Origin of the sequence: Exiguobacterium sp. 8H (assembly GCF_902506255.1) — a bacterium.
GTDB lineage: Bacteria > Bacillota > Bacilli > Exiguobacteriales > Exiguobacteriaceae > Exiguobacterium > Exiguobacterium profundum.
In genome coordinates this window covers 229,054-249,806 of sequence record NZ_LR733429.1, presented here as the reverse complement: position 1 = coordinate 249,806, position 20,753 = coordinate 229,054, and the positions used below count along the sequence as shown (strand labels likewise).

The following is a 20,753-nucleotide window of genomic DNA, read 5'->3' as shown; positions in this document are numbered from 1 at the left end:
GGATGTCAATGCATCCTCCTCGTGTTGACTGGATTAAGCTTGTTCTAAACGCTTCGTGACAGCCATGACCATCTTCGCAGAGTTGATCGATGCTGTCTCCAAAAACTCGTCGAATGACAAGTTCGCTTCTTCGTCTGCACTGTCTGAAATCGAGCGTGTGACGACAAAAGGAATACCAAACTGATAGCACGTTTGAGCGATTGGGGCAGCCTCCATCTCGACCGCTGCGACGCCGTCGAAATGACCGAGGATGTCCGCCACGCGTTTCGAATCGTTGATGAACGAATCTCCCGTCACAATCAATCCCTGATGTACATTCACATCTGGCAAGTTTTCAATGACCTCTTTACAGACGCTGACGAGCTTGGCATCCGCCTCATACGCCGGCGGCATACCTGGTACTTGTCCGTACTCATACCCGAATGCCGTCACGTCGACATCGTGATGACGAACTTCCGTCGAGACGACGACGTCTCCGACTTTCATCCCCTTTTTAAAACCACCGGCAGATCCTGTGTTGATGACGACGTCCGGTTTGAACTTATCAATCAAAAGTGTCGTGCCGATGGCAGCGTTGACTTTCCCGATGCCTGACTTCAAGATGACGACTTGCATGTTACCAAGATAGCCCTCATAAAAATGATAGTTCGCGATTTCAGTATCTACTCGTTCTGTCAACTCGTTCCGAAGTAGATTCACTTCTTCTTCCATCGCGCCGATGATGCCTACTTTCATTCCGTCTCCTCCTCAGAAAGAGAGCGACTTCCGAATAGGAGGTCGCTCAACAATTTATTTGATTTCTTTAATTTCGACGACCATGTCGCCACCTGGTGTTTGCACCGTGACCACATCACCAATCGTACGTCCAAGAAGTGCCTTGGCAATCGGTGATTCGTTCGAGATTTTCCCTGTGAACGGGTCTGCCTCAGCTCCACCAACGATTGTATACGTTTCGTCTTCATTATCTTCTTGAATGAAGAACGTTACCGTCTTCCCGATTGAGACAACCGAGTTATCGCCTGCATCATCTTGAATGATGACCGCGTTACGGAGCATTTCTTCTAATTGTGCGATGCGTCCTTCGACCATCGCTTGTTCTTCTTTCGCCGCGTCATATTCCGCGTTCTCTGACAAGTCACCGAAATCACGAGCAATCTTAATATTTTCAACGACTTCTTTACGGCGGACCGTCTTCAGTTCGTTTAATTCATGTTCGATCTTCGCTTTTCCGTCTAACGTCATATAGTGTTGTTTTTCAGCCATTTCTGTCACTCCTTCATTGTCTCCTAGTATATTACAGCTAGGGTTGAATTGAAAACGATTTATTTGCTCACGCGCGATTGCGCTCAGTGAGCACCCAACGGATTTTGGTCACGAGTAAATCGATCGCGACAAAGTTTTCTCCGCCTTCAGGAACGATGATATCTGCATACCTTTTTGTTGGTTCACAGAATTGTAAGTGCATCGGACGCACCACATTTGTATATTGGGCAACGACCGAATCGATTGAACGTCCACGTTCATTCAAATCACGCTGCATACGACGCAAGATTCGAACGTCCGCATCTGTATCCACGAACACTTTGATATCCATCAGATCTCGTAAACGCGCATCTTCGAGTGCCAAGATCCCTTCGACGATGACGACATCGACGGGTTCGATTAAGATGGTTTCACTTGAACGCGTGTGGGCCGCATAGTCATAGACCGGCTTTTCAATCGCCTGATGTTGTTGTAACTGTTGGATATGTTCGATCAACAAATCGTTATCAAAGGCGAAGGGGTGGTCGTAGTTCGTCTTGTACCGCTCCTCCATGGTCATCTCTGATTGATCCTTATAGTACGCGTCTTGCTCGATCATGACGACCGATTGACCTTGAAACGCATCGACGAGCGCGCGGGCCACGGTCGTTTTTCCTGATCCGGTACCCCCGGCCACGCCAATAATGACGGGTTTATGTTGCATCAAAGTTAAGTCCTCCTCATCGTAATTTACGACTGATTGCTAGGCCATCACCAAGGGGCAAAATTGCAGTATGATAATCGGTCCGTGCCATCAATTGCTCAGTAAACTGTTTCACGAGACGCACGAGCCGGCGTCGGCGTCGGTCCAGGACCGACACATCCTCTAGCAAGACGTCCCCTCGTAAAAACAAATTATCGCTGTAAATCGTACCACCAATTGGTACTAAAGCGCCATACCCATCAAAAAATTTTTGATATTGTCCTTTTGCCGCATCAATAAATACGGCATCGAATTCACCTTCAATCGTTCCAATCAATTCGACGGCATCGCCGTGAACGAGCGTAATTCGATCGCGCACGTCCGATCGATTGATGAATTCCGTCGCCTCTTCGAAACGGCGAGCATTCCGCTCAATTGTGACGATTTCTGCATCGGGTAACAATTCTGCCATGCGAATGGCACTGTAGCCGATGGCCGTACCCACTTCGAGGATTCGGGTCGGCCGTTGCATCGACAGTAAGGAGAGCAGCACTTCCGAACCCGTCAAATCCATGATTGGGACGTGATGAACACGCGCGAACGCCTCCATCTCCGTCAATAGCGGGGAGCGGTCATTGATTAGTTTTTCTACATATCCCTCATAGGATGCATGGTCCACTCGTTCCACCTCTTAACTCTCTTCATTCAAACGACCGGAAGCATCCGCTTCCGGTCGTCCCATCAATTACTGTTTGCTTCTTCAAACGCTTCCCATTCGGAACGGTACTTATTGACGTTTTGTTGGTGATCCTCATAGTCGACTTCGAACAAGACTTCCCCGTTCGGGAACCCTTCACGTGGAGGGCGTGCGTAGAAGTAAATGTTCTCCGTGTCGTTCGGATTAAGCACCGCCTCAAATGCGTCACGGCTCACGGCCGCAATCGGTCCAATCGGGATGCCTTCGTAACGATACGTGTTATATAAGGAATCGTTCTCCAAGTCCGCGAATGAAGTGAAAATCGATGTTTCCCCCGTTCCGTACCAGACGGTCGGGTCAGATTGTAATTTCATTCCGTCGTTTAAGCGATTCTCGAACACGCCGGCAATCTCTTTACGGTCTTCCGTTGACACCGCCTCTTTCTCGACAACGGATGCGAGCGCGAGCGTCTCATGGAACGTACGTCCTGAATCGGCTAAACGACCTTTGTATTCTTGATACATACTTTCGGTCGGTAGTAACATCTCATCGATGATTTCATTGAGCGTTACGCCTTTATTGAATTCATATGTGGCTGGGAACAGGTATCCTTCAAGCGGATGATAGATGCCTTCCTGCAATACTTCTTCCGTCAACATTTCATGCTCGTTTACGAGAGACTGAATGTATTCACGGTCGCTCAACTGCTCAGAAATCTCTTCTTTCGGGATTTCTGCCACTTTCGCAAGTCTCGCAATCACCTGATCAATCGTGAATCCTTCTGGAATGACGAGCTTGATATCAGGGACCACAATGACTTTACCTGTTTGCAACGTTTCAATCAATTCATCGATTGATTGTGACGGAGATAACGTATACGTCCCCGCCTGGAACGACGATTCGTTCTTAAAGCGTGTATAGAAACGGAAAATCGTGCTACTCCTTACAAGCCCATTCTCTTCTAGTAATTCACCAATGTATCCCGAACCAGCACCGAGCGGGACTTCAATCTCGACCGTTTCAGTCGAAGTTGGGTCAATCGGTTCGATGGAACGCTTCACAAAGACATATGTGAGCGCCGATCCTGTGGCGATGACGAGAAGGAAGATGGCCAGGATGACAACCGTGATGCGACGGACGATCCGGTTGCGGGCACGTTTCTCATCTGACATAGATGGATGATTCATGCATTTCTCCCCTGTTCTTTTTATAAAGAGAGGCGACGAGGGATATTCCCTAGTCGCCCGTCCCCTATTTAGTCTAGACCGACTTCGTCATTGACGATGTCGAATGCTTCCATGACCTCATCGAAGTCTTCATCGTCTTCGACGAGCTTCAAGATGAATTCGCCATCTTCAAGTTCTTCAATTTCAAATGCGTATACTTCAATCGTATCTTCATCTTCTGTCTCTGGTGCGCCAACCGGTTCGAGTACGACAAACGTCTTTTTCGAACGGTCGCTCGTCATACGGAAAATTTCTGCAAATAAATGTTCGTCTCCATTTTCGTCTGGAATACGGTACATTTCTTCTTCACGACGGATTTCTGCCATGAGAGATTCCTCCTTATTTCCCGGAACGATCCAGGTAGTTTTGTAAAATCATCACGGCCGCCATTTTGTCGATGACCGCTTTTCTCTTTTTGCGGCTGACATCTGCTGAAATGAGCATCCGTTCCGCTTGCATCGTCGTTAATCGTTCATCCACCAACACGCAAGGTAAACCCGTCTGTTCTGTGAACGCCTCGGCAAATGCCTCGGACGCCTCACCACGCGGGCCGACTGTCCCATTCATGTTTTTCGGATGACCGACGACGACTTCTTTCACATCGTACTGCTCGATAAACGGACGAAGGAGACGGACGGCTTCGTCAAAGTCAGGTTCGGTCCAGTAGACCGTCTCCACACCTTGCGCCGTCCATCCCATCAGGTCACTCACCGCGACACCAATCGTCTTCGATCCGACATCGAGTCCCATGACTCGCTTCATATTAATCCTCTCTACGATCGTTCAAATACGATTTGACCAACTCTTCGAGAAGTTCATCCCGCTCAATTTTGCGAATCAAGTTTCGCGCATCATTATGACGTGGAATGTAGGCAGGGTCACCTGACAGTAAGTATCCCACGATTTGATTGATCGGTTGATAACCTTTTTCCTCGAGTGCTTGATATACCGTAATCAGCGTCTCACGTGTGTTAGCACGTTGATCATCTTCTGGAAAATTGAATTGCATCGTGCGATCCATTTGGCTCACAAGAATCCACCTCTTTCCGTTTGCACTTCACACTCTATTATGCCAGTGATTCGACGTAATGTGAAGCAAACTTCAATGCTTCGTCCAGTTTTGTTGCATCACGGCCACCTGCTTGTGCCATGTCTGGACGACCGCCACCGCCACCACCGCAGCGTGTCGCGACTTCTTTAATCAGTTTTCCGGCATGGAAGCCACGATCGTTCAAGTCTTTCGTCACACCTGCGACAAGGTTGACCTTCTCACCGTTCGCCGAACCAAGGATAATCACGGCAGAACCGAGTTTAACTTTCAAGTCATCGACCATGCTGCGAAGGGCATCCATATCTTGTCCATCGACGCGTTTCGCAATCAATTGAACGCCGCCAATCGTTTCGATCGCATCCGTTAATGAAGATGCCTCGATGTTGGCAAGTTTCGCTTTAAGCGACTCTGAAGCGCGTTCGACTTCTTTGATTTCAGCTTGAAGTGCTTGTACGCGTGCAGGAACTTCAAGTGGTTTCGTCTTCAACAGTTTCGCTGTCGCTTCGAGCGTCTCGATTTGTTGGTTCATCACTTCATATGCGCCAGCTCCCGTGACCGCTTCAATTCGACGCGTCCCAGCGCCAATCCCTGATTCAGACAAGATTTTAAAGAGTCCGATTTCAGCCGTGTTGGAGACGTGAATCCCACCACAAAGCTCAACCGAGTAATCTCCTGCTGATACGACACGAACGACATCACCATACTTCTCGCCGAAGAGTGCCATCGCGCCTTTTGCTTTCGCATCCGCAATGTTCATCTCTTCGATATCGACACCGATCGAGGCCCAAATCTTCTCGTTCACTTGACGCTCAATGGATTGAAGCTCTTCTGATGTCACTTGACCGAAGTGAGAGAAGTCAAAACGGAGACGATCTGGTGTCACGAGTGAACCGGCCTGGTTGACGTGCTCCCCGAGCGTATCTTTGAGTGCGCGGTGCAAGAGGTGCGTCGCCGTGTGGTTCTTGACGATGGCTTGACGCGATGCTTGGTCGACAGAAGCCGTGACGGCTACTTCCGCTTTCGCCACACCTGACTCGACCGTGACCGTATGCAAGTTCTGTCCGTTCGGTGCCTTCGACACATCTTTCACGCGAAGAAGGAAGTCTTCGCCGACGATTTGTCCTTTATCACCGATTTGACCGCCACTCTCAGCGTAAAATGGTGTCTGATCGAGGATGACTTGTGCCTCTTCCCCTGCAGCGACGACGTCAGCGAGTTCGCCGTTGTGAATCAAGCTGATGATTTTTGCGTTCGTCTCAAGGTTGTTATAACCGAGGAATGTCGAAGGCATCGTGATGTCTGCAAGCACACCCGACTGAATCTGCATCGATTCTACGTCAGCACGCGCTTGACGTGCACGTTCACGTTGCTCGTTCATCGCTTCTTTGAAACCGTCCTCGTCAACCGTCATCTGATGGTCTTCTGCGTATTCGATTGTCAATTCGAGCGGGAAGCCATACGTGTCATAAAGACGGAATGCATCTTGACCGCTGATCACGTTTGACCCAGCAGCTTTTTGTGCTTTCGCGACTTCGTTCAAAATTGCGAGACCGTCATTCAACGTTTCGTGGAAACGCTCTTCCTCGTTCTTGATGACTTTCTTGATGAAGTCTTTCTTCTCGTTCACTTGCGGGTAGAAGTCGACCATGATGTCTCCGACGACATCGACGAGCTCATACATGAACGGACGCTCGATTCCGAGCATCTTCGCATAACGTACAGCACGGCGGAGAAGACGACGGAGGACATAGCCACGTCCTTCGTTCGATGGAAGTGCCCCGTCACCGATTGCGAACGATACTGTACGAATATGGTCCGCGATGACTTTGAACGCAACGTCTTTGCTGCTGTCTTGACGGTATACGTCGCCACTGATTTTTTCAGTTTCACGAATGATCGGCATGAAGAGGTCGGTATCGAAGTTTGTCGGTACGTCTTGAAGGACGCTCGCCATCCGTTCGAGTCCCATCCCTGTATCAATGTTTTTACGCGGAAGCTCTGTGTAGTTTCCGTGTCCGTCATGGTTATATTGGCTGAACACGATGTTCCAGATTTCAAGGTAACGCTCGTTCTCCCCACCCGGATAAAGTTCAGGGTCTGTCGGGTCGTCCCCGAATGCTGGACCACGGTCAAAGAAGATTTCCGTGTTTGGACCAGATGGACCTTCACCGATTTCCCAGAAGTTATCTTCTAGCGGGATGATGCGGTCAGCTGGCATACCGAGGTTCAACCAAATTTGTTTTGATTCTTCATCGTCCGGGTGAATCGTGACGGAGAGACGGTCCGGATCGAGTCCGTACCATTCGTCGCTCGTCAACAGTTCCCAGCCCCATGTGATCGCTTCTTCACGGAAGTATTCACCGACTGAGAAGTTCCCGAGCATCTCGAAGAACGTATGGTGACGTGCTGTCTTCCCGACGTTCTCGATATCGTTCGTTCGAATCGATTTTTGAGCGTTGACGATACGTGGGTTCGCTGGAATCACACGTCCATCAAAGTATTTCTTCAATGTCGCAACACCTGAGTTGATCCACAACAAAGTCGGATCTTCAACCGGTACAAGTGAAGCACTCGGCTCCACGCTGTGCCCTTTTGATTTGAAGAAATCTAAGTACATTTGGCGAATCTGTGCGCCAGTCAATGATTTGAGCGGTTTCATGAACAATTCCTCCTTATTTCTGAACGAAACGAAAAAAAGCGATGCCTGCCCCTGTGGAAAGGGACGAAAGCATCGCTTCGTGGTACCACCCTCGTTCGCACGGTATACACCGTGCCTCGAACATCCGTTAACGTGGATGAGGCGCCCAGGTTGAGTGGGGACTCCAGAATAGCTTCGGTCGGCCGACCCCCATCTTCTCGCAGCCTAGGAAGATGTCTCTGTAGAGGTGGTGACGACGTACTCATTTCCTTCATCGTCTGTATCGTTTCAGTTGTCTATTCGTCATTATCACACGCGTTCGGAAAGACGTCAAGACTTCCCACCTAAGCGTTCGACCAATTTTGTCCGTCGCACTGGTTCCTCTTCTCGCGTCGCCGCCTCAAGCGCACGCACATCACCGAACAAGAGTAAGCTCTTCTTCGCCCGAGTCACGGCTGTATAAATCAAGTTACGTGACGACCGGAATCCCCCGTTGAAGAAGACTGGCATGAGCACGATCGGGAACTCGGACCCTTGTGACTTATGGATCGTGATGGCGTAGGCGTGGGTGAACTGGTCCCATTCACTACGGTTGTACTCGACTTCTGTCTGATCGAATCGAATATAAATTTTGTCGACCTTATCAACGTTTTCCTTCGCATAGAAGATGTTCGTGATTTCTCCGATGTCCCCGTTATAGACGTTTTCCTCGGCGTTGTTGACGAGTTGTAGCACTTTATCGCCATTGCGGTAAATGCGCGTCCCATGTTTCACTTCACGGGCACTCGATTTTGGATTGAATACGTTCTGAAGTGCTTCATTCAGCCCATCAATTCCACAGACACCCCGATATGTCGGTGCGAGCACTTGAATATCAAACGGTGAATATCCTTTTCGGAGAGCCGCTCCTGCCATCTGACAAATCGCTTGAAGCGCCGTCTCTTGGTTCGCCGTATAGAAACGCCGGTCTGGCAGTGACGCCAACAAATCGTCTGGCATTTTCTTCGCATTCAACGAATGGGCGAGACGGAGGATACTTGACTCCGACGCTTGACGATGGACGACGTCAAGGCGGACGACCGGAATCCCTTCTGTCGCCATCAAATCGGCAAGTACTTGCCCCGGTCCGACAGATGGGAGCTGATCACGGTCTCCGACGAACAAGATTTTCATGCCGTTCGGTACCGCTTTGAGCAAACTTCGGAACAAAAAGATGTCAATCATCGACGCCTCATCGACGATGAGCACTTTCCCGACAAGTGGATTCGTCTCATCGACTTGGAACGAACTTCCGTCGAACTTTAACAGACGGTGGATCGTCGAGGCCGGTAGCCCGGTCGACTCACTGAGGCGTTTCGCCGCTCGACCCGTCGGTGCGGCCAAGACGAACGGGAACGGTTGGTTCGGAACGGGTTCTAACTTCCAATCGAAGACATCGCTGAGTGCATGAATGATGCCTCGAACGACCGTCGTCTTCCCGGTACCCGGTCCACCGGTAAGAACCATGAGCGGTGACTTGAGGGCGAGTTCGATGGCTTCTCGCTGTTGAGTGGCATATTCAATCGAGAACATTTCCTCGACACGTCCGACCGCGTCAAAGATGGTCGTCATGTCCACGTCCTCTGTCGTCGATGTCGCCATGATTCGGGCCAACTCTTCTGCCGCCTTCCGTTCGGCACGGAAGACACGGGGATGATAGACGACCCCATCCTCGATGACGACCCGTTCTTCTTTAGCGAGCGATTCGAGCGCCGTGACGAGCGCATCCCCCGGATCAGCCCCGATGATTCGAGGCATCTCGGCTTCGAGTTGTTCCGCCGTCACGTAGAGATGACCGTTCCCTTGCTCGAGTTCTAATACGTACAGCACGGCTGCCGCGATGCGTTCAGGATGAATGCCTTGAATCCCAAAATGTGCCGCGATGGCATCCGCCGTCTTGAATCCAATCCCCTGTACATCGTACATGAGCGCATACGGATTCTTCTCAATCGTCTCCATCGCCCGTCCTTCATACTCTTTATGAATTTTCGAGGCGAGACGTGGCGTCACGTCGAATGGAGCGAGAAACAAAAGCAACTGATCGACCCCATATAAAACGTTCAGGCGTTCGGTGATCACACGCGCCTGCTTTTCTTTCAATCCGTCTACCTCAGACAGGATACTCGGATGTTTGACGATTTGATCGATACAATCGTCTCCAAGAGAATCCGCAATCTTTTGCGCCGTCTTTTGACCGATTCCGGGAAAAGACCCGTTCGTCAAAAAGCGGACGGCTGCACGTTTCGTCATCGGGACGACACGACGAATCCAATCCGCTTTCATCTGTTTCCCAAATCGAGGATGGTCAACGAGACGACCGTGCGCCTTATACGTCTCGCCTTTTTCGATGCCGACTCCGACGCCAGCGATGACCATCTCGGTCTCATCCGTCTCAAAATTCTTTTCTTTAATACGTACGAGCGCAATCGTATGCGCCTCTTCTTCTGATTGAAACAGGACTCGAATGACTTTTCCAGTCAACTCATAAGGTGCTGCCATCATATCCGACACCTCCAGCTATTTTTCCATCATCCATTATAGCCCGAGATGAATCGATTGAACAAATGCCCTAATTGAACAGGTTTAAGATTTGCTCGATTCGGTCGAGATCGACGACTTCCAAAATACGTATCAACTGTTCGATATCGACTCGGTCCAAAATGCGCTCAACCTGATCCAAGTCCACTTCTTCAATTAATCTCTGAATCCTGTCCAAGTCACCAGATGCCTGATATGCCTCGAGTTTTGTGAAGAGCTCGGTCTTCTCGATTCGAATCGAGTCCTCAAGCATCCCTCTCGCCCCAAATAGGACGAGACCGATGACAGCCAACTGAATCAACCAGTTCGTCACGACTTTCCAGAATGGAACGGTCTGATGGATGAACGGAATGAGCGGAATGAACGTTACTTGAAGGAGTATGATCCCGACTTGAACATACACGTTTGGAATAAGAAATCCGAGTAATGCCAGAATCAATGGAACGAGCCACCCCACACCGACATGTTCAGATGTATGTTGCCAAGACTTTTGCTCACTGTACACATAGTGAACTGTCCATCCGACGAGAAGGAGCGCTATGAATAAAAGAAGGATTAACGTTAAGAGTCCACGTGGTTCAACGACCACTTGATACAAAATCGTATTCGTCCATTTTCCGTCTGCCAATCGTTCATTTACCGATTCAAATAATTGATTCAACCACACATACTCGACAATGAAAAACAAAATGACGCTGACCATGCTGAATTTTCGCAAGCCACTCGACCTCCTTCTATAGGTTGTCATTCCCCCACTTCAATACTGCTAGTCGCGTTTTTGATTCAAAGAAACGGGGAACTGTTCGAATGACACATTGAAGGAGGAATCATCTATGGGCAAACGAATTCCAGTAAGCGGATTATGCGAACTCGTGTTAGAAGTGACAGACATGAACGAAGCTGTAGCTTTTTGGCATGAAAAATTAGGTCTTCCTGTCGTCGAACAATGGGTCGGAGACGATGCGGAGCCGAGTGAATCACAAGAGCAGGCGAACGAGCCGTGGGCAACATGGCTTTATATCGGTGGGAACACACGGTTAGGTCTTTGGTTGAAGCGCGACTTTACGGAAGAAGAGGATGCGAACCGTAAACAGGACGTGACGGAATGGGACACACTCTATGATGAAGGTGGCGTCCACGTCCACTGTGCGTTCTTCGTTCCGATGGAGTCGTTTGAACAGGCTCTCGAAATCTTAGATGAGACCGATGTCCCTGTTAAACTTCGGACGTGGGACGAAGATGAGACGAAGAATGGGAAAGAACGCTCGGCGTACTTCAAAGACCCGAGCCATAACATCATCGAACTGTATACGAAAAATATGGACGAAGCATACGGCAAGTTTGCCGGAGAACCCGTCAAAATCACAACGAAGCAACTTTGATTGCGATAACTAAAGAAAGTGCCATCGCTCAATCGCGATGGCACTTTCTTGTTCATACGTTTCAGTTTCCAAGCAGCGCATCCATCTTCGTGATGGCGTCACGCGCAAGTTCATGATCCGGTTGCATCTCCAAGACGCGTTGAAGCTCAGCGTACGTTCGTTCCTGGTCACCCAAGAACGCATATGCGATTGCCAAGTTGTAACGGGCATCCGTATGGCTCGCATCGAGATCGAGCGTCTCTTCTAGCGCAACGACCGCCTCTTCGAGCTGTTCACTCTGTGCGAGTGCAAGTCCGTATTGGAACGTGATCTCCACGTCTTCTGGCGATTGTTTTTTCGCTTCACGCAAGCGTGGCATCGCTCGAACGAAATCACCCATCGCCTTATACGTCAACCCGAGCATGAAATGAAGATCAGCATCATCCATGCCAGAAAGGAGCGCTTGGCGAAGCGACGCCTCCGCTGACTCCAATTGCTCGAGTTCATAGGCAAGTGCACCTTTCGCGTAGTGAGCGGCACCGAACGAACCATCGAGCTCGATCGCCTTATCATAGAAGATGACGGCACGATCGTAATCGTTGATCGCCTGGAGCAATGTCCCCATGTTGACGAAACCAGTCGGGTCCGTCGGGTTCGCTTCGATGGCCTCATTGAAATGTTTGGCCGCCTGTTCGAATTCACCTTGCTGCATCGCTTGGATGCCTTGTTCGTTTGCGTTCATATCAATCACCTCATCCGATATAGTCGAGTCGTTTTCCGTTTCGATACGCTTCGTCAATCGTTGCCCCACCGAGACAGATGTCGCCATCATAGAAGACGACCGCTTGTCCTGGCGTGATGGCACGTTGTGGTTCATCGAACTTGACGAGGACCTCGCCATTTTCGAGCGGAGCGATCGTGACCGGGACATCTTGTTGGCGATAACGGAACTTCGCCGTCGCCCGGAACTCTCCTGATGAAGCAGCTCCCGTCCATGATAGTTTCGAAGCGAGCAGCGCATCTGAGTAGAGCGCGTCGTGATGGAACCCTTGTCCGACGAACAAGACGTTGTTCTCAACATCTTTCCCGACGACGAACCAAGGATCACCGTCGCCACCGATTCCGAGACCGTGACGTTGTCCGAGTGTATAATACATCAACCCGTCGTGACGTCCTTTGACGACGCCATCGAGCGTCCGCATTTCACCAGGCTGTGATGGAAGGTATTCCGACAAGAATTCTTTAAAGTTCCGTTCACCGATAAAGCAGATTCCCGTCGAATCTTTCTTCTTCGCCGTCGCGAGTCCTGCCTCTTCGGCAATCGCACGTACATCTTTCTTGTCCATATGACCAATCGGGAACATCGTCCGCGCGAGCTGGTCTTGTGACAATTGGTTCAAGAAATACGTTTGGTCTTTGTTATCGTCTTTTCCTCGTAACAAACGATGCTCACCATCAACATATTTCACTTGCGCATAGTGTCCGGTCGCTACAAAATCGGCACCGAGTCGAAGCGCATGGTCGAGGAATGCTTTGAATTTGATTTCTTTGTTACACATGACGTCCGGGTTCGGCGTCCGACCGAGACGATATTCCGCTAAGAAATATTCAAAGACGCGGTCCCAATATTCTTTTTCAAAGTTGACCGCATAGTAAGGAATCCCGATTTGGTTCGCCACGGCGATGACGTCTTCATAGTCCTCTGTCGCCGTACACACACCGTTCTCGTCCGTGTCATCCCAGTTTTTCATAAAAATTCCGATGACGTTATACCCTTGTTCTTTTAACACATGGGCCGTCACCGATGAATCGACGCCACCTGACATCCCAACGACGACCGTCGTCTCTTCAGGGGCTTTCGTGCGTAAATTCATCTATCTCACTCCGTTCATAAATGTCGAGACGACTTCTTCTAGTCGCTCCGCGAGCCGTTTCGCGTCCTCGACCGAGTTACCGTGGCCAAAACTGATTCGAACAGACTGACGCGTCCGCTCTGAATCCCCGTACATCGCCGACAATACATGGGACGGTTCGACCGACCCCGCCGTGCAGGCGCTCCCGCTCGAAATCGCCATGCCCCGCATATCCATCATGATGAGGAAAGGTTCAAGGTCAATTCCAGGGAGGTATAGGTTCACGATGTGAGGTAAACGATTCGACCCGTTCACCTCATAAGTTACGCCTAGTTCGTCAAGACGTTGACGCAGTGCCAAATCGAGCGAAGCATAGAGAGTCACTCGGTCCTCACGCTCTGCCATGACGAGTTCAGCTGCTTTTTGGAATCCGACGGCACCCGGAACATTTTCCGTGCCGGCTCGACGTTTACGTTCTTGTTGTCCACCAAAAGAACGTGACGCTAATTTTACACCTGTTTTCATGAAAAGAAAACCGATACCTTTTGGTCCATTCACTTTATGTGCGGACGCCGACAATAAATCGACATGAATACGTTTCACATCAATTTCTTCTGTACCGAGCGCTTGTACCGCATCCGTATGGAAGAGAGCCTGATGGTCTTGTAACAACTCCCCGATTTCTTGAATCGGTTGGCGCGTTCCGACCTCGTTGTTGCCGTACATAACCGATACGAGAATCGTATCCTCACGTAACGCTGATCGGAACGTTTCTATATCTACAGCTCCCGACTCATCAACATCGAGATACGTGACGTCGAAGCCCTCGCGCTCAAGTTGCTCCATCGCGTGAAGAACGGCGTGATGTTCGACTTTTGTCGTGATGATATGTTTGCCTTTTTCTTGATGGGCATACGCCGCACCGAACAAAGCATAATTATCCGACTCCGTCCCACCTGACGTAAAGACGATCTCGTTCGGTGAAGCACCGATCCACTTCGCGAGGACGCGACGTGACGAATCGAGCGCCGCCCGGGCGTTACGTCCAATCCCATGGATGCTCGACGCATTCCCGTACGTCTCTAAAAAGTAGGGTGTCATCGCTTCGAGGACTTCTGGTCGCATCGGTGTCGTCGCAGCGTGATCAAAATAGTTCATCTAAGGTCACCTCATTATTAAATATAAAACATGTAGCCGTCTGACTCTTCCTCAGCGAGGTCAGCGAGTGTCGTTTCATCAAGGACGGTATCAATCGCTTCTTTGATTTTATCCCAAAGCTTCCGTTTCACCGCATCATCTGCTTCAGATTCTTCGACGATGGCCAGCGGTCCTTCAAGCAAGCGAATGATTTCACCCGCTGTCACTTCTTCTGGCGGTTTGACGAGCTGATAGCCGCCATACGCACCACGCACGCTCTTGACGAGTCCACCGTTACGGAGTGGGCCGATTAATTGCTCTAAGTAATGCTCTGGCAATTCATGTCGTGCCGCAATCTTTTTTTAAACTGAGCGGTTTGTTATCAGTCTCTCGTGCCAACGCAATCATAATCGTCAAGCCATAACGGCCTTTAGTAGATATTTTCATCTTCAAGTCTCCTTCTGTTATACTAATCGAACAAACGTTTGTCGAAAGGAATGGTTACGTATGCCTGATTTATTTCATCAATCGAATGGCGGACCGCTCGCCAATCGGATGCGCCCCGAAACATTAGATGACGTTATCGGACAGCGCCATATCATCGGCGAGGGCAAGCTACTTCGTCGTGCCATCGAAGCCGATCGACTCGGTACGATTATCCTATATGGTCCACCTGGCACCGGTAAGACGACACTTGCCCGTGTTATTTCGAATTACACGAAAGCGACATTCGTCCAATTGAACGCCGTCACAGCAAAACTCGATGAATTGCGGAACGTCATTCGTGAAGCGGAGTCCCGCTTCGACTATGAAGACGAACGGACGATTCTCTTTTTAGATGAGATCCACCGGTTCAATAAGCTCCAACAAGACGCGCTCCTTCCTGCCCTTGAGTCTGGAAAGCTCGTCCTCATCGGAGCGACGACCGAAAACCCGAGTTTTGAAGTAAACGCCGCACTCCTGTCACGCGCGACCGTATTTCGACTCGAGCCACCTGGTGCTGAAGAGTTACGTGCCGTCCTTGAGCGGGCGCTACACGATTCACGTGGTCTCGGAAATTATCCGGTCAAAATGGATGAAGCTGCTGCAGACCATTATATCAAAATGGCGGATGGTGACTACCGTGTCCTATTGAACGCACTCGAACTCGCCGTCTTGACAACGCCTGAGGTGGACGGAGAGATTCATATCACGCTAGAGGTCGCGGAAGAGTCGATTCAACAGAAGTCGATCAAATACGATAAGACGGGCGACCGACATTACGATGTCATTTCGGCGTTTATCAAATCGATTCGGGGGTCTGACCCGGATGCCGCGCTATACTGGCTAGCCGTCATGATTGAGGCTGGCGAATCTCCGCGATTCATCATGCGTCGTTTATACGTCCATGCCGCCGAAGATATCGGAATGAGCGACCCGAACGCACTTCTCATCGTCGATGCAGCAGCACGAGCGAGCGAGTACATCGGTTTTCCGGAAGCTCGCATCCCAATCGCAGAAGCCGTTCTCTATTTGGCAACCGCTCCAAAATCAAATGCGGTCATCACCGCCATCGACAAGGCGCTTCACCACGTCCGGACAGTCGAGGGAGGCCCTGTGCCCGTACATCTCCGGGATGCCCATAGTCCAGGAGCACGTGAACTCGGGAACGGGGTCGGATACAAGTATCCACATGACGAAAAAGACGGGTTCGTCCCTCAAAACTATTGGCCAGAAAACTTGGCTAGAAAACGACCAAATTACTATAAACCGACGCCACGTGGATTCGAGCAACAAATTCAAAAACGGCTCGATTATTGGGAAAAACGACGCGACTCGAAATGAGCCAGCGTCGTTTTATTTTTGGATGCGGTTGATTTCGACGCCCGCTTGTTCGAGCAAGTCATTGATGACGTATCCCGCAGCGACAAGTCCTGCAACCGATGGGACGAACGCGTTCGAGCTCGGTGGCATCTTCGCTTTACGGATCGGGGCGTCTTTCTTCCCGACGACCTCGTTCACGTCCTCGCGTGTCACGATTGGAGATTCGTCCGAGAAGACGACCGGGACGCCTTTGTAGATTTTCTCTTTACGTAGACGAGTACGGACCATCTTCGCAATCGGGTCATATGACGTATCTTTAATGTCGACGACCTTGATGCGCGTCGGGTCCATCTTATTCGCCATCCCCATGCTTGAGATGACCGGGATGCCGCGACGCTTACATTCTACGATTAAATGAATCTTATAGATGATCGTGTCTGACGCATCGATAACGTAGTCGATGTTTTGAGCGAAGAACTCTTCATATGTCTCTTCTGTATAGAACATCTTCAATTGGACGAGGTCTAAGTCCGGGTTGATGTCGAGGAGACGTTTCCCCATCGCTTCGACTTTCGGTTGACCGACCGTCGACAACAGTGCGTGGATTTGTCGGTTGACGTTCGTGATATCGATATCATCTTTATCGACGAGGACGATGCGTCCGACGCCACTGCGCGCAAGTGCCTCTGCCGCAAATGAGCCGACACCGCCGACGCCTAAAATCGCGACCGTTTTATTCTTTAAAGCATCAAGGCCTTCAGAGCCGATGGCCAATTCATTTCGTGAAAACTGGTGTAGCATATTTCTTCCTCCAACTAATTCTATTTTCTCATACTATTTTACTCGGAATTATATTCAAAAAAAAGACGTCTCGCGACGTATTTACAAAAAAATCGATGGGGCCCGGAGTGCCGTGACGATGCCTTGCTTTTGAACCTGCGTATGCAGGTGGGTGACCTAGCGTTTCCTTCACAAGTCCTCCTGCACGTGATGAGGCAGTTGATCTGGTTAGCAGTTCGGTCTCCCGTATTCAAAGTGTTGGCTCAAAATAACGAAGGCGGCTCTCGTACACCTCAGGTATCCCATCTGTTGATTTAACTATAGCGCTTCTGTAAAAAGAAGTCAATGAGAAACGCCGACTTCACGTGACACTTTGGTCACAACCATTTGTTACGAAACGCACGGTCCGGATCATACGTGAACTGTTGACGCTCGATGTTGAAACGGCGGTCGCGCGAGTCGTTCCCAACACCCGCCTGGTACGCCCAATTCCCCCAATTGCTCGCCACGTCGTAATCGATTAGTTTCGATTCAAAGTAGGAAGCCCCGTAACGCCAATCTTGTTTTAACTCTTTTGAAAAATAATTCGCCACGATTTGTCGCCCCCGATTGGACATCCATCCCGTCGCATTCAGTTCGCGCATAAACGCATCTACGAAATCAACACCCATCTCTCCCTTTCGCCATTTTTCAATGACATCCGCCTCGACTCGCCAGTCTTTCCGTTTCGACCGGATGCCTTGTGATCGAAATAATTTTTTCCCTTGCTCGAGTGCGACCCATTGAAAGAACTCACGCCATAATAGTTCAAAGTACAGCCAGTACGTTGATTCATTTACCCCATGCGTTCGTTCATGTGCCTCGAGTTCAAAGAATACCCGTCGAGGTGATAACGAGCCGTTCGCTAAATAAGAAGATAGCTTCGTCGAGTCATCGACACCAAAACCATTTCTCGTTTCTTTGTACGTTCGAATCGGCACGGACAAATAGTCATTCAATCGACGCTTCGCTGCCAATTCGCCACCTTTGAACGGAAACGCCGTCCTCGGGTCTTGCTTTACTTCTTGAATCGAAAATGGGAACGTCACCTCGCGTGTGGCAGCCGTCGCCTTACGGGAAATCAGTTCTCGGGGACGTACATCATATTCGACCGCTTTTCGAAACTCCGTGAAGAGAAACGGCATTTTCTCAAACGGGATATCGCCCTCTTCAAATAACGTGAATCCACCGAACGTCTCGTACTCCCCTTTCCATTTTTTAATCACTTCATTTTCACGTCGGCGCTCATTGTATCCGACTGCCCGCTGAAACAAGAGACGGTCGGACGGGTCGAGCGTTTCGAGCGGATGACCGACGTGCACGTGAAATGGGATACCAAGTGCGTCGAGTGAACCGGCCACATCCTCTAATGACTCCTTCAAGAAATGAAGTCGCTCCTTCCCAAGTGGAATGACGCCATAACGATTTTCAACGAACTGATTCGGATTGATAAAAAAATGACCTTCGATCGGATCGTCATGGCGAAGTGCCTCTTCAAGCGGTAAATGATCATCAACACGTAAATCATTTTGGTACCATATGATTGTTTTCATCAATAGACCTCCTCCACCCTATAGTATGATGGGTTATAATCTTTGTCATGAAGATGGAATGTGCTCGAGATATGTTTTCAAAATCAAATTGTGTGGAATATATTCTTCTAGAAGAGAAAGGGGTGCAGCATAATGGCTAAGAAAGGCAAAATGGGAACATTGATTAAAATCGCGACGGCGGTCGCACCGTTCGTCTACGATTACTATAAAAAGAACAAAGCAAAGAAAACACCGAAGAAATAACACTCACGTCTCAGCCAATAAGCTGAGACGTTTTTTTTTATGTTTTTCAATCGCCTGTGCTAAGATAAATCAATCATTCTATTGAAACGAGGCGATGTTCGTGCACGTCCGACCTATCCACCTTTTACGCATTCTCTTCAAATGGGGTCTCTTCATGACCGGGTTGTTCTTACTCGCGCTCGGTTCATCCATCATGATCATGGCAAATCTCGGGGTTTCCACGTGGGACGTCCTTCATATCGGTATCGCTCACCATCTTCCGATTTCAATCGGGACGGTGATTTTATGCGTCGGTCTTTTACTCGTTCTATTTAAATACATACTCGACCGCATCCGTCCTCAGTTCGGAACTCTAGTTAACGCGGTGTTCGTCGGGGTGTTCATGAACGTGATATTAAATGAGCAATGGCTCCCTGTTTTCGAAGGGATGATTGTGAATATTGTTTGGCTCACATTCGGCATATTTGTGATGGGCATGGGAGCTGGTCTCTATGTCGCCGTCGGGTACGGTGCAGGTCCACGCGATGGATTGACACTTGCCTTAGCAGACCGTTTCCAAACGTCCGTCCGTGCCATGAGGACTTGGATGGAACTGACCGCTTGTCTCATCGGTTGGGCACTCGGCGGGCCACTTTTCTTCGGGACCGTCTTATCGATTTTCCTCATCGGTCCGTTCTTCCAGTTTTGGCTAGAACGGTTCCGCCTGTTCATCGCCTATGTCGATCGTCTCAAAGTAAAATTCGCATAAAAAGAGAGGAGATCTCCTCTCTTTTTATGTGTTCGGAATGAGCACAATCTTTCCGAACTTACCCGATTGTTTAAAATACGCCTGTGCCTCACGTGCCTCTTCAAGCGGGAACGTCCGGTCAATGACCGGTTTTAGCTTCCCTTCGGCAATCGAGCGCAACATCTCCGCGAATTCATATCGTGTCCCGAGAACAGACCCGTACATCGCGATATGTTTCAAGTACAGCGTCCGGAAGTCGAGATGGGTCGTCTGTCCTCCCGCCGAACCAGAGATACAGAACTTCCCACCTTTTTTCAAGACTTGAAGAGACACATCAAATAACGCATCCCCGACGACGTCAAGCACGGCATCGACCGGGCCACCGTTCGCAGCGATGATATCATCGGCGAGCGACTCAGAACGATAGGAAAACACTTCGGTCGCCCCAAGCGCTTTTAACTCTTGCTCGTTTTTCAAATCACCGACGATAGCGAACACATTCGCCCCGAATACGTTCGCCGCAATTTGGATGTTGAGTGAGCCGACCCCGCCACTTGCCCCTGTGACGACAATCGTCTCACCGGAACGGATGTGTAACTGCTCGTTCATATGCCAAGCCGTGAGACCACTTACGGAAAAGACTGCACTTTCGACGAAATCATCAAGCGGCATGTCAAAACAAAGGTCAGCCGGCCATGATACATACTCCGCATAGCCCCCGTCATACTCTGATCCAATAAAGGACATATCGTCCGACAAGTGTTCCTTTCGCTCAGGTCCGCTCGAGGTGAACGGGAATAAGACGACGTGTCGACCCATCATCCCTTGGTCGACCCCATCTCCGAGCTCGACGACTTCACCAGTGATGTCTGAACCGGGAATGCGTGGGAACTGGACTCCTTCCGGGCGCCATCCTGACTTCTCCCCAGTTCCATAAGCCCCTTCTCGCATCCAGATTTCCGTATTGTTAATCGCGCAGGCGCGTACCTTGATCAGCACTTCTCCCGCTTTCGGAGACGGTTTCGGGATATCAACCACTTGGAGTTGGTCAACGTCCCCATATCCTACGACTTGTACAGCTTTCATGGTATTTTGCCTCCTTCGCTTTCGTTCATCCATAAGT

General features: G+C 49.8%; 20 protein-coding genes, 1 other RNA gene and 1 pseudogene. 3 read left to right on the top strand and 19 right to left on the bottom strand.

From position 1 onward, the window contains the following. Positions 1-33: 33 nt before the first annotated feature. From mtnN to GVY43_RS01165, 11 genes are all read right to left on the bottom strand, one after another. Complete coding sequence (gene mtnN / locus GVY43_RS01215; protein ID WP_159562013.1) at positions 34-735, bottom strand: 5'-methylthioadenosine/S-adenosylhomocysteine nucleosidase; 702 nt, start codon at positions 733-735, stop codon at positions 34-36. A 54-nt stretch (positions 736-789) separates the two neighbouring features. Continuing rightward, on the bottom strand, positions 790-1,263 hold the full coding sequence (gene greA / locus GVY43_RS01210; RefSeq protein WP_015881202.1) for a transcription elongation factor GreA: 474 nt from the start codon (positions 1,261-1,263) through the stop codon (positions 790-792). Between the two features lie 67 nt (positions 1,264-1,330). Then, positions 1,331-1,966, bottom strand: a complete 636-nt coding sequence (gene udk / locus GVY43_RS01205; RefSeq protein ID WP_015881201.1) for a uridine kinase — start codon at positions 1,964-1,966, stop codon at positions 1,331-1,333. 16 nt (positions 1,967-1,982) lie between these two features. Continuing rightward, a complete protein-coding gene (locus GVY43_RS01200; RefSeq protein WP_159563624.1) occupies positions 1,983-2,624 on the bottom strand; it encodes an O-methyltransferase in 642 nt (213 codons plus the stop codon). 62 nt (positions 2,625-2,686) lie between these two features. Continuing rightward, positions 2,687-3,829, bottom strand: a complete 1,143-nt coding sequence (mltG, locus tag GVY43_RS01195; RefSeq protein WP_084543099.1) for an endolytic transglycosylase MltG — start codon at positions 3,827-3,829, stop codon at positions 2,687-2,689. A gap of 68 nt (positions 3,830-3,897) precedes the next feature. Then, entirely contained in the window at positions 3,898-4,194 is a 297-nt protein-coding gene (locus GVY43_RS01190) for a DUF1292 domain-containing protein (RefSeq protein ID WP_015881198.1), read from the bottom strand. Between the two features lie 13 nt (positions 4,195-4,207). After that, a complete protein-coding gene (ruvX, locus tag GVY43_RS01185; RefSeq protein ID WP_015881197.1) occupies positions 4,208-4,630 on the bottom strand; it encodes a Holliday junction resolvase RuvX in 423 nt (140 codons plus the stop codon). A 1-nt stretch (position 4,631) separates the two neighbouring features. Further along, the gene (locus GVY43_RS01180; protein ID WP_015881196.1) at positions 4,632-4,898 is read right to left on the bottom strand and encodes an IreB family regulatory phosphoprotein; all 267 of its coding nucleotides are present in this window, start codon (positions 4,896-4,898) and stop codon (positions 4,632-4,634) included. 37 nt (positions 4,899-4,935) lie between these two features. Continuing rightward, the gene (alaS, locus tag GVY43_RS01175) at positions 4,936-7,578 is read right to left on the bottom strand and encodes an alanine--tRNA ligase (protein ID WP_159562012.1); all 2,643 of its coding nucleotides are present in this window, start codon (positions 7,576-7,578) and stop codon (positions 4,936-4,938) included. A gap of 309 nt (positions 7,579-7,887) precedes the next feature. Then, positions 7,888-10,095 (bottom strand): ATP-dependent RecD-like DNA helicase, encoded by a 2,208-nt coding sequence (locus tag GVY43_RS01170; protein WP_159562011.1) that lies wholly within the window; start codon positions 10,093-10,095, stop codon positions 7,888-7,890. Between the two features lie 70 nt (positions 10,096-10,165). Further along, positions 10,166-10,852, bottom strand: a complete 687-nt coding sequence (locus GVY43_RS01165; protein ID WP_159562010.1) for a hypothetical protein — start codon at positions 10,850-10,852, stop codon at positions 10,166-10,168. A 115-nt stretch (positions 10,853-10,967) separates the two neighbouring features. On the opposite strand from GVY43_RS01165, the gene GVY43_RS01160 reads away from it, so the two are divergent. Further along, positions 10,968-11,516, top strand: coding sequence for a VOC family protein (locus GVY43_RS01160; RefSeq protein ID WP_159562009.1), 549 nt, complete (start codon positions 10,968-10,970; stop codon positions 11,514-11,516). Positions 11,517-11,577: 61 nt separating this feature from the next. Here the strand turns inward: GVY43_RS01160 and GVY43_RS01155 are convergent, their stop codons facing one another. The 4 genes and pseudogenes from GVY43_RS01155 to cymR all read right to left on the bottom strand — a co-directional run bounded on the left by GVY43_RS01155 (position 11,578) and on the right by cymR (position 14,932). After that, a complete protein-coding gene (locus GVY43_RS01155) occupies positions 11,578-12,237 on the bottom strand; it encodes a lipopolysaccharide assembly protein LapB (RefSeq protein ID WP_159562008.1) in 660 nt (219 codons plus the stop codon). Positions 12,238-12,247: 10 nt separating this feature from the next. Continuing rightward, the gene (mnmA, locus tag GVY43_RS01150) at positions 12,248-13,369 is read right to left on the bottom strand and encodes a tRNA 2-thiouridine(34) synthase MnmA (RefSeq protein ID WP_074037444.1); all 1,122 of its coding nucleotides are present in this window, start codon (positions 13,367-13,369) and stop codon (positions 12,248-12,250) included. Further along, positions 13,370-14,506 carry a cysteine desulfurase family protein gene (locus GVY43_RS01145; RefSeq protein WP_159562007.1) on the bottom strand — a complete coding sequence of 379 codons (1,137 nt, stop codon included), beginning with the start codon at positions 14,504-14,506 and terminating at the stop codon, positions 13,370-13,372. 17 nt (positions 14,507-14,523) lie between these two features. Then, positions 14,524-14,932: pseudogene (gene cymR / locus GVY43_RS01140) on the bottom strand (cysteine metabolism transcriptional regulator CymR). Positions 14,933-14,992: 60 nt separating this feature from the next. Between cymR and GVY43_RS01135 the strand changes: the two are divergent. After that, the gene (locus tag GVY43_RS01135) at positions 14,993-16,309 is read left to right on the top strand and encodes a replication-associated recombination protein A (protein WP_074037449.1); all 1,317 of its coding nucleotides are present in this window, start codon (positions 14,993-14,995) and stop codon (positions 16,307-16,309) included. Between the two features lie 12 nt (positions 16,310-16,321). Here GVY43_RS01135 and GVY43_RS01130 read toward each other — a convergent pair whose 3' ends face one another. The 3 genes from GVY43_RS01130 to GVY43_RS01120 form a co-directional block, all read right to left on the bottom strand. Next, the gene (locus GVY43_RS01130) at positions 16,322-17,089 is read right to left on the bottom strand and encodes a ThiF family adenylyltransferase (RefSeq protein WP_159562006.1); all 768 of its coding nucleotides are present in this window, start codon (positions 17,087-17,089) and stop codon (positions 16,322-16,324) included. Between the two features lie 95 nt (positions 17,090-17,184). Continuing rightward, positions 17,185-17,371, bottom strand: a non-coding RNA gene (ssrS, locus tag GVY43_RS01125) — 6S RNA. A 74-nt stretch (positions 17,372-17,445) separates the two neighbouring features. Continuing rightward, positions 17,446-18,660 carry a DASH family cryptochrome gene (locus tag GVY43_RS01120; protein WP_159562005.1) on the bottom strand — a complete coding sequence of 405 codons (1,215 nt, stop codon included), beginning with the start codon at positions 18,658-18,660 and terminating at the stop codon, positions 17,446-17,448. Positions 18,661-19,003: 343 nt separating this feature from the next. Between GVY43_RS01120 and GVY43_RS01115 the strand changes: the two genes are divergently transcribed. Next, entirely contained in the window at positions 19,004-19,651 is a 648-nt protein-coding gene (locus GVY43_RS01115; protein WP_159562004.1) for a YitT family protein, read from the top strand. A 24-nt stretch (positions 19,652-19,675) separates the two neighbouring features. Here GVY43_RS01115 and GVY43_RS01110 read toward each other — a convergent pair whose 3' ends face one another. Further along, positions 19,676-20,716: an alcohol dehydrogenase family protein gene (locus GVY43_RS01110; RefSeq protein WP_159562003.1), complete on the bottom strand. Its 1,041-nt coding sequence runs from the start codon at positions 20,714-20,716 to the stop codon at positions 19,676-19,678. Positions 20,717-20,753: the final 37 nt, after the last annotated feature.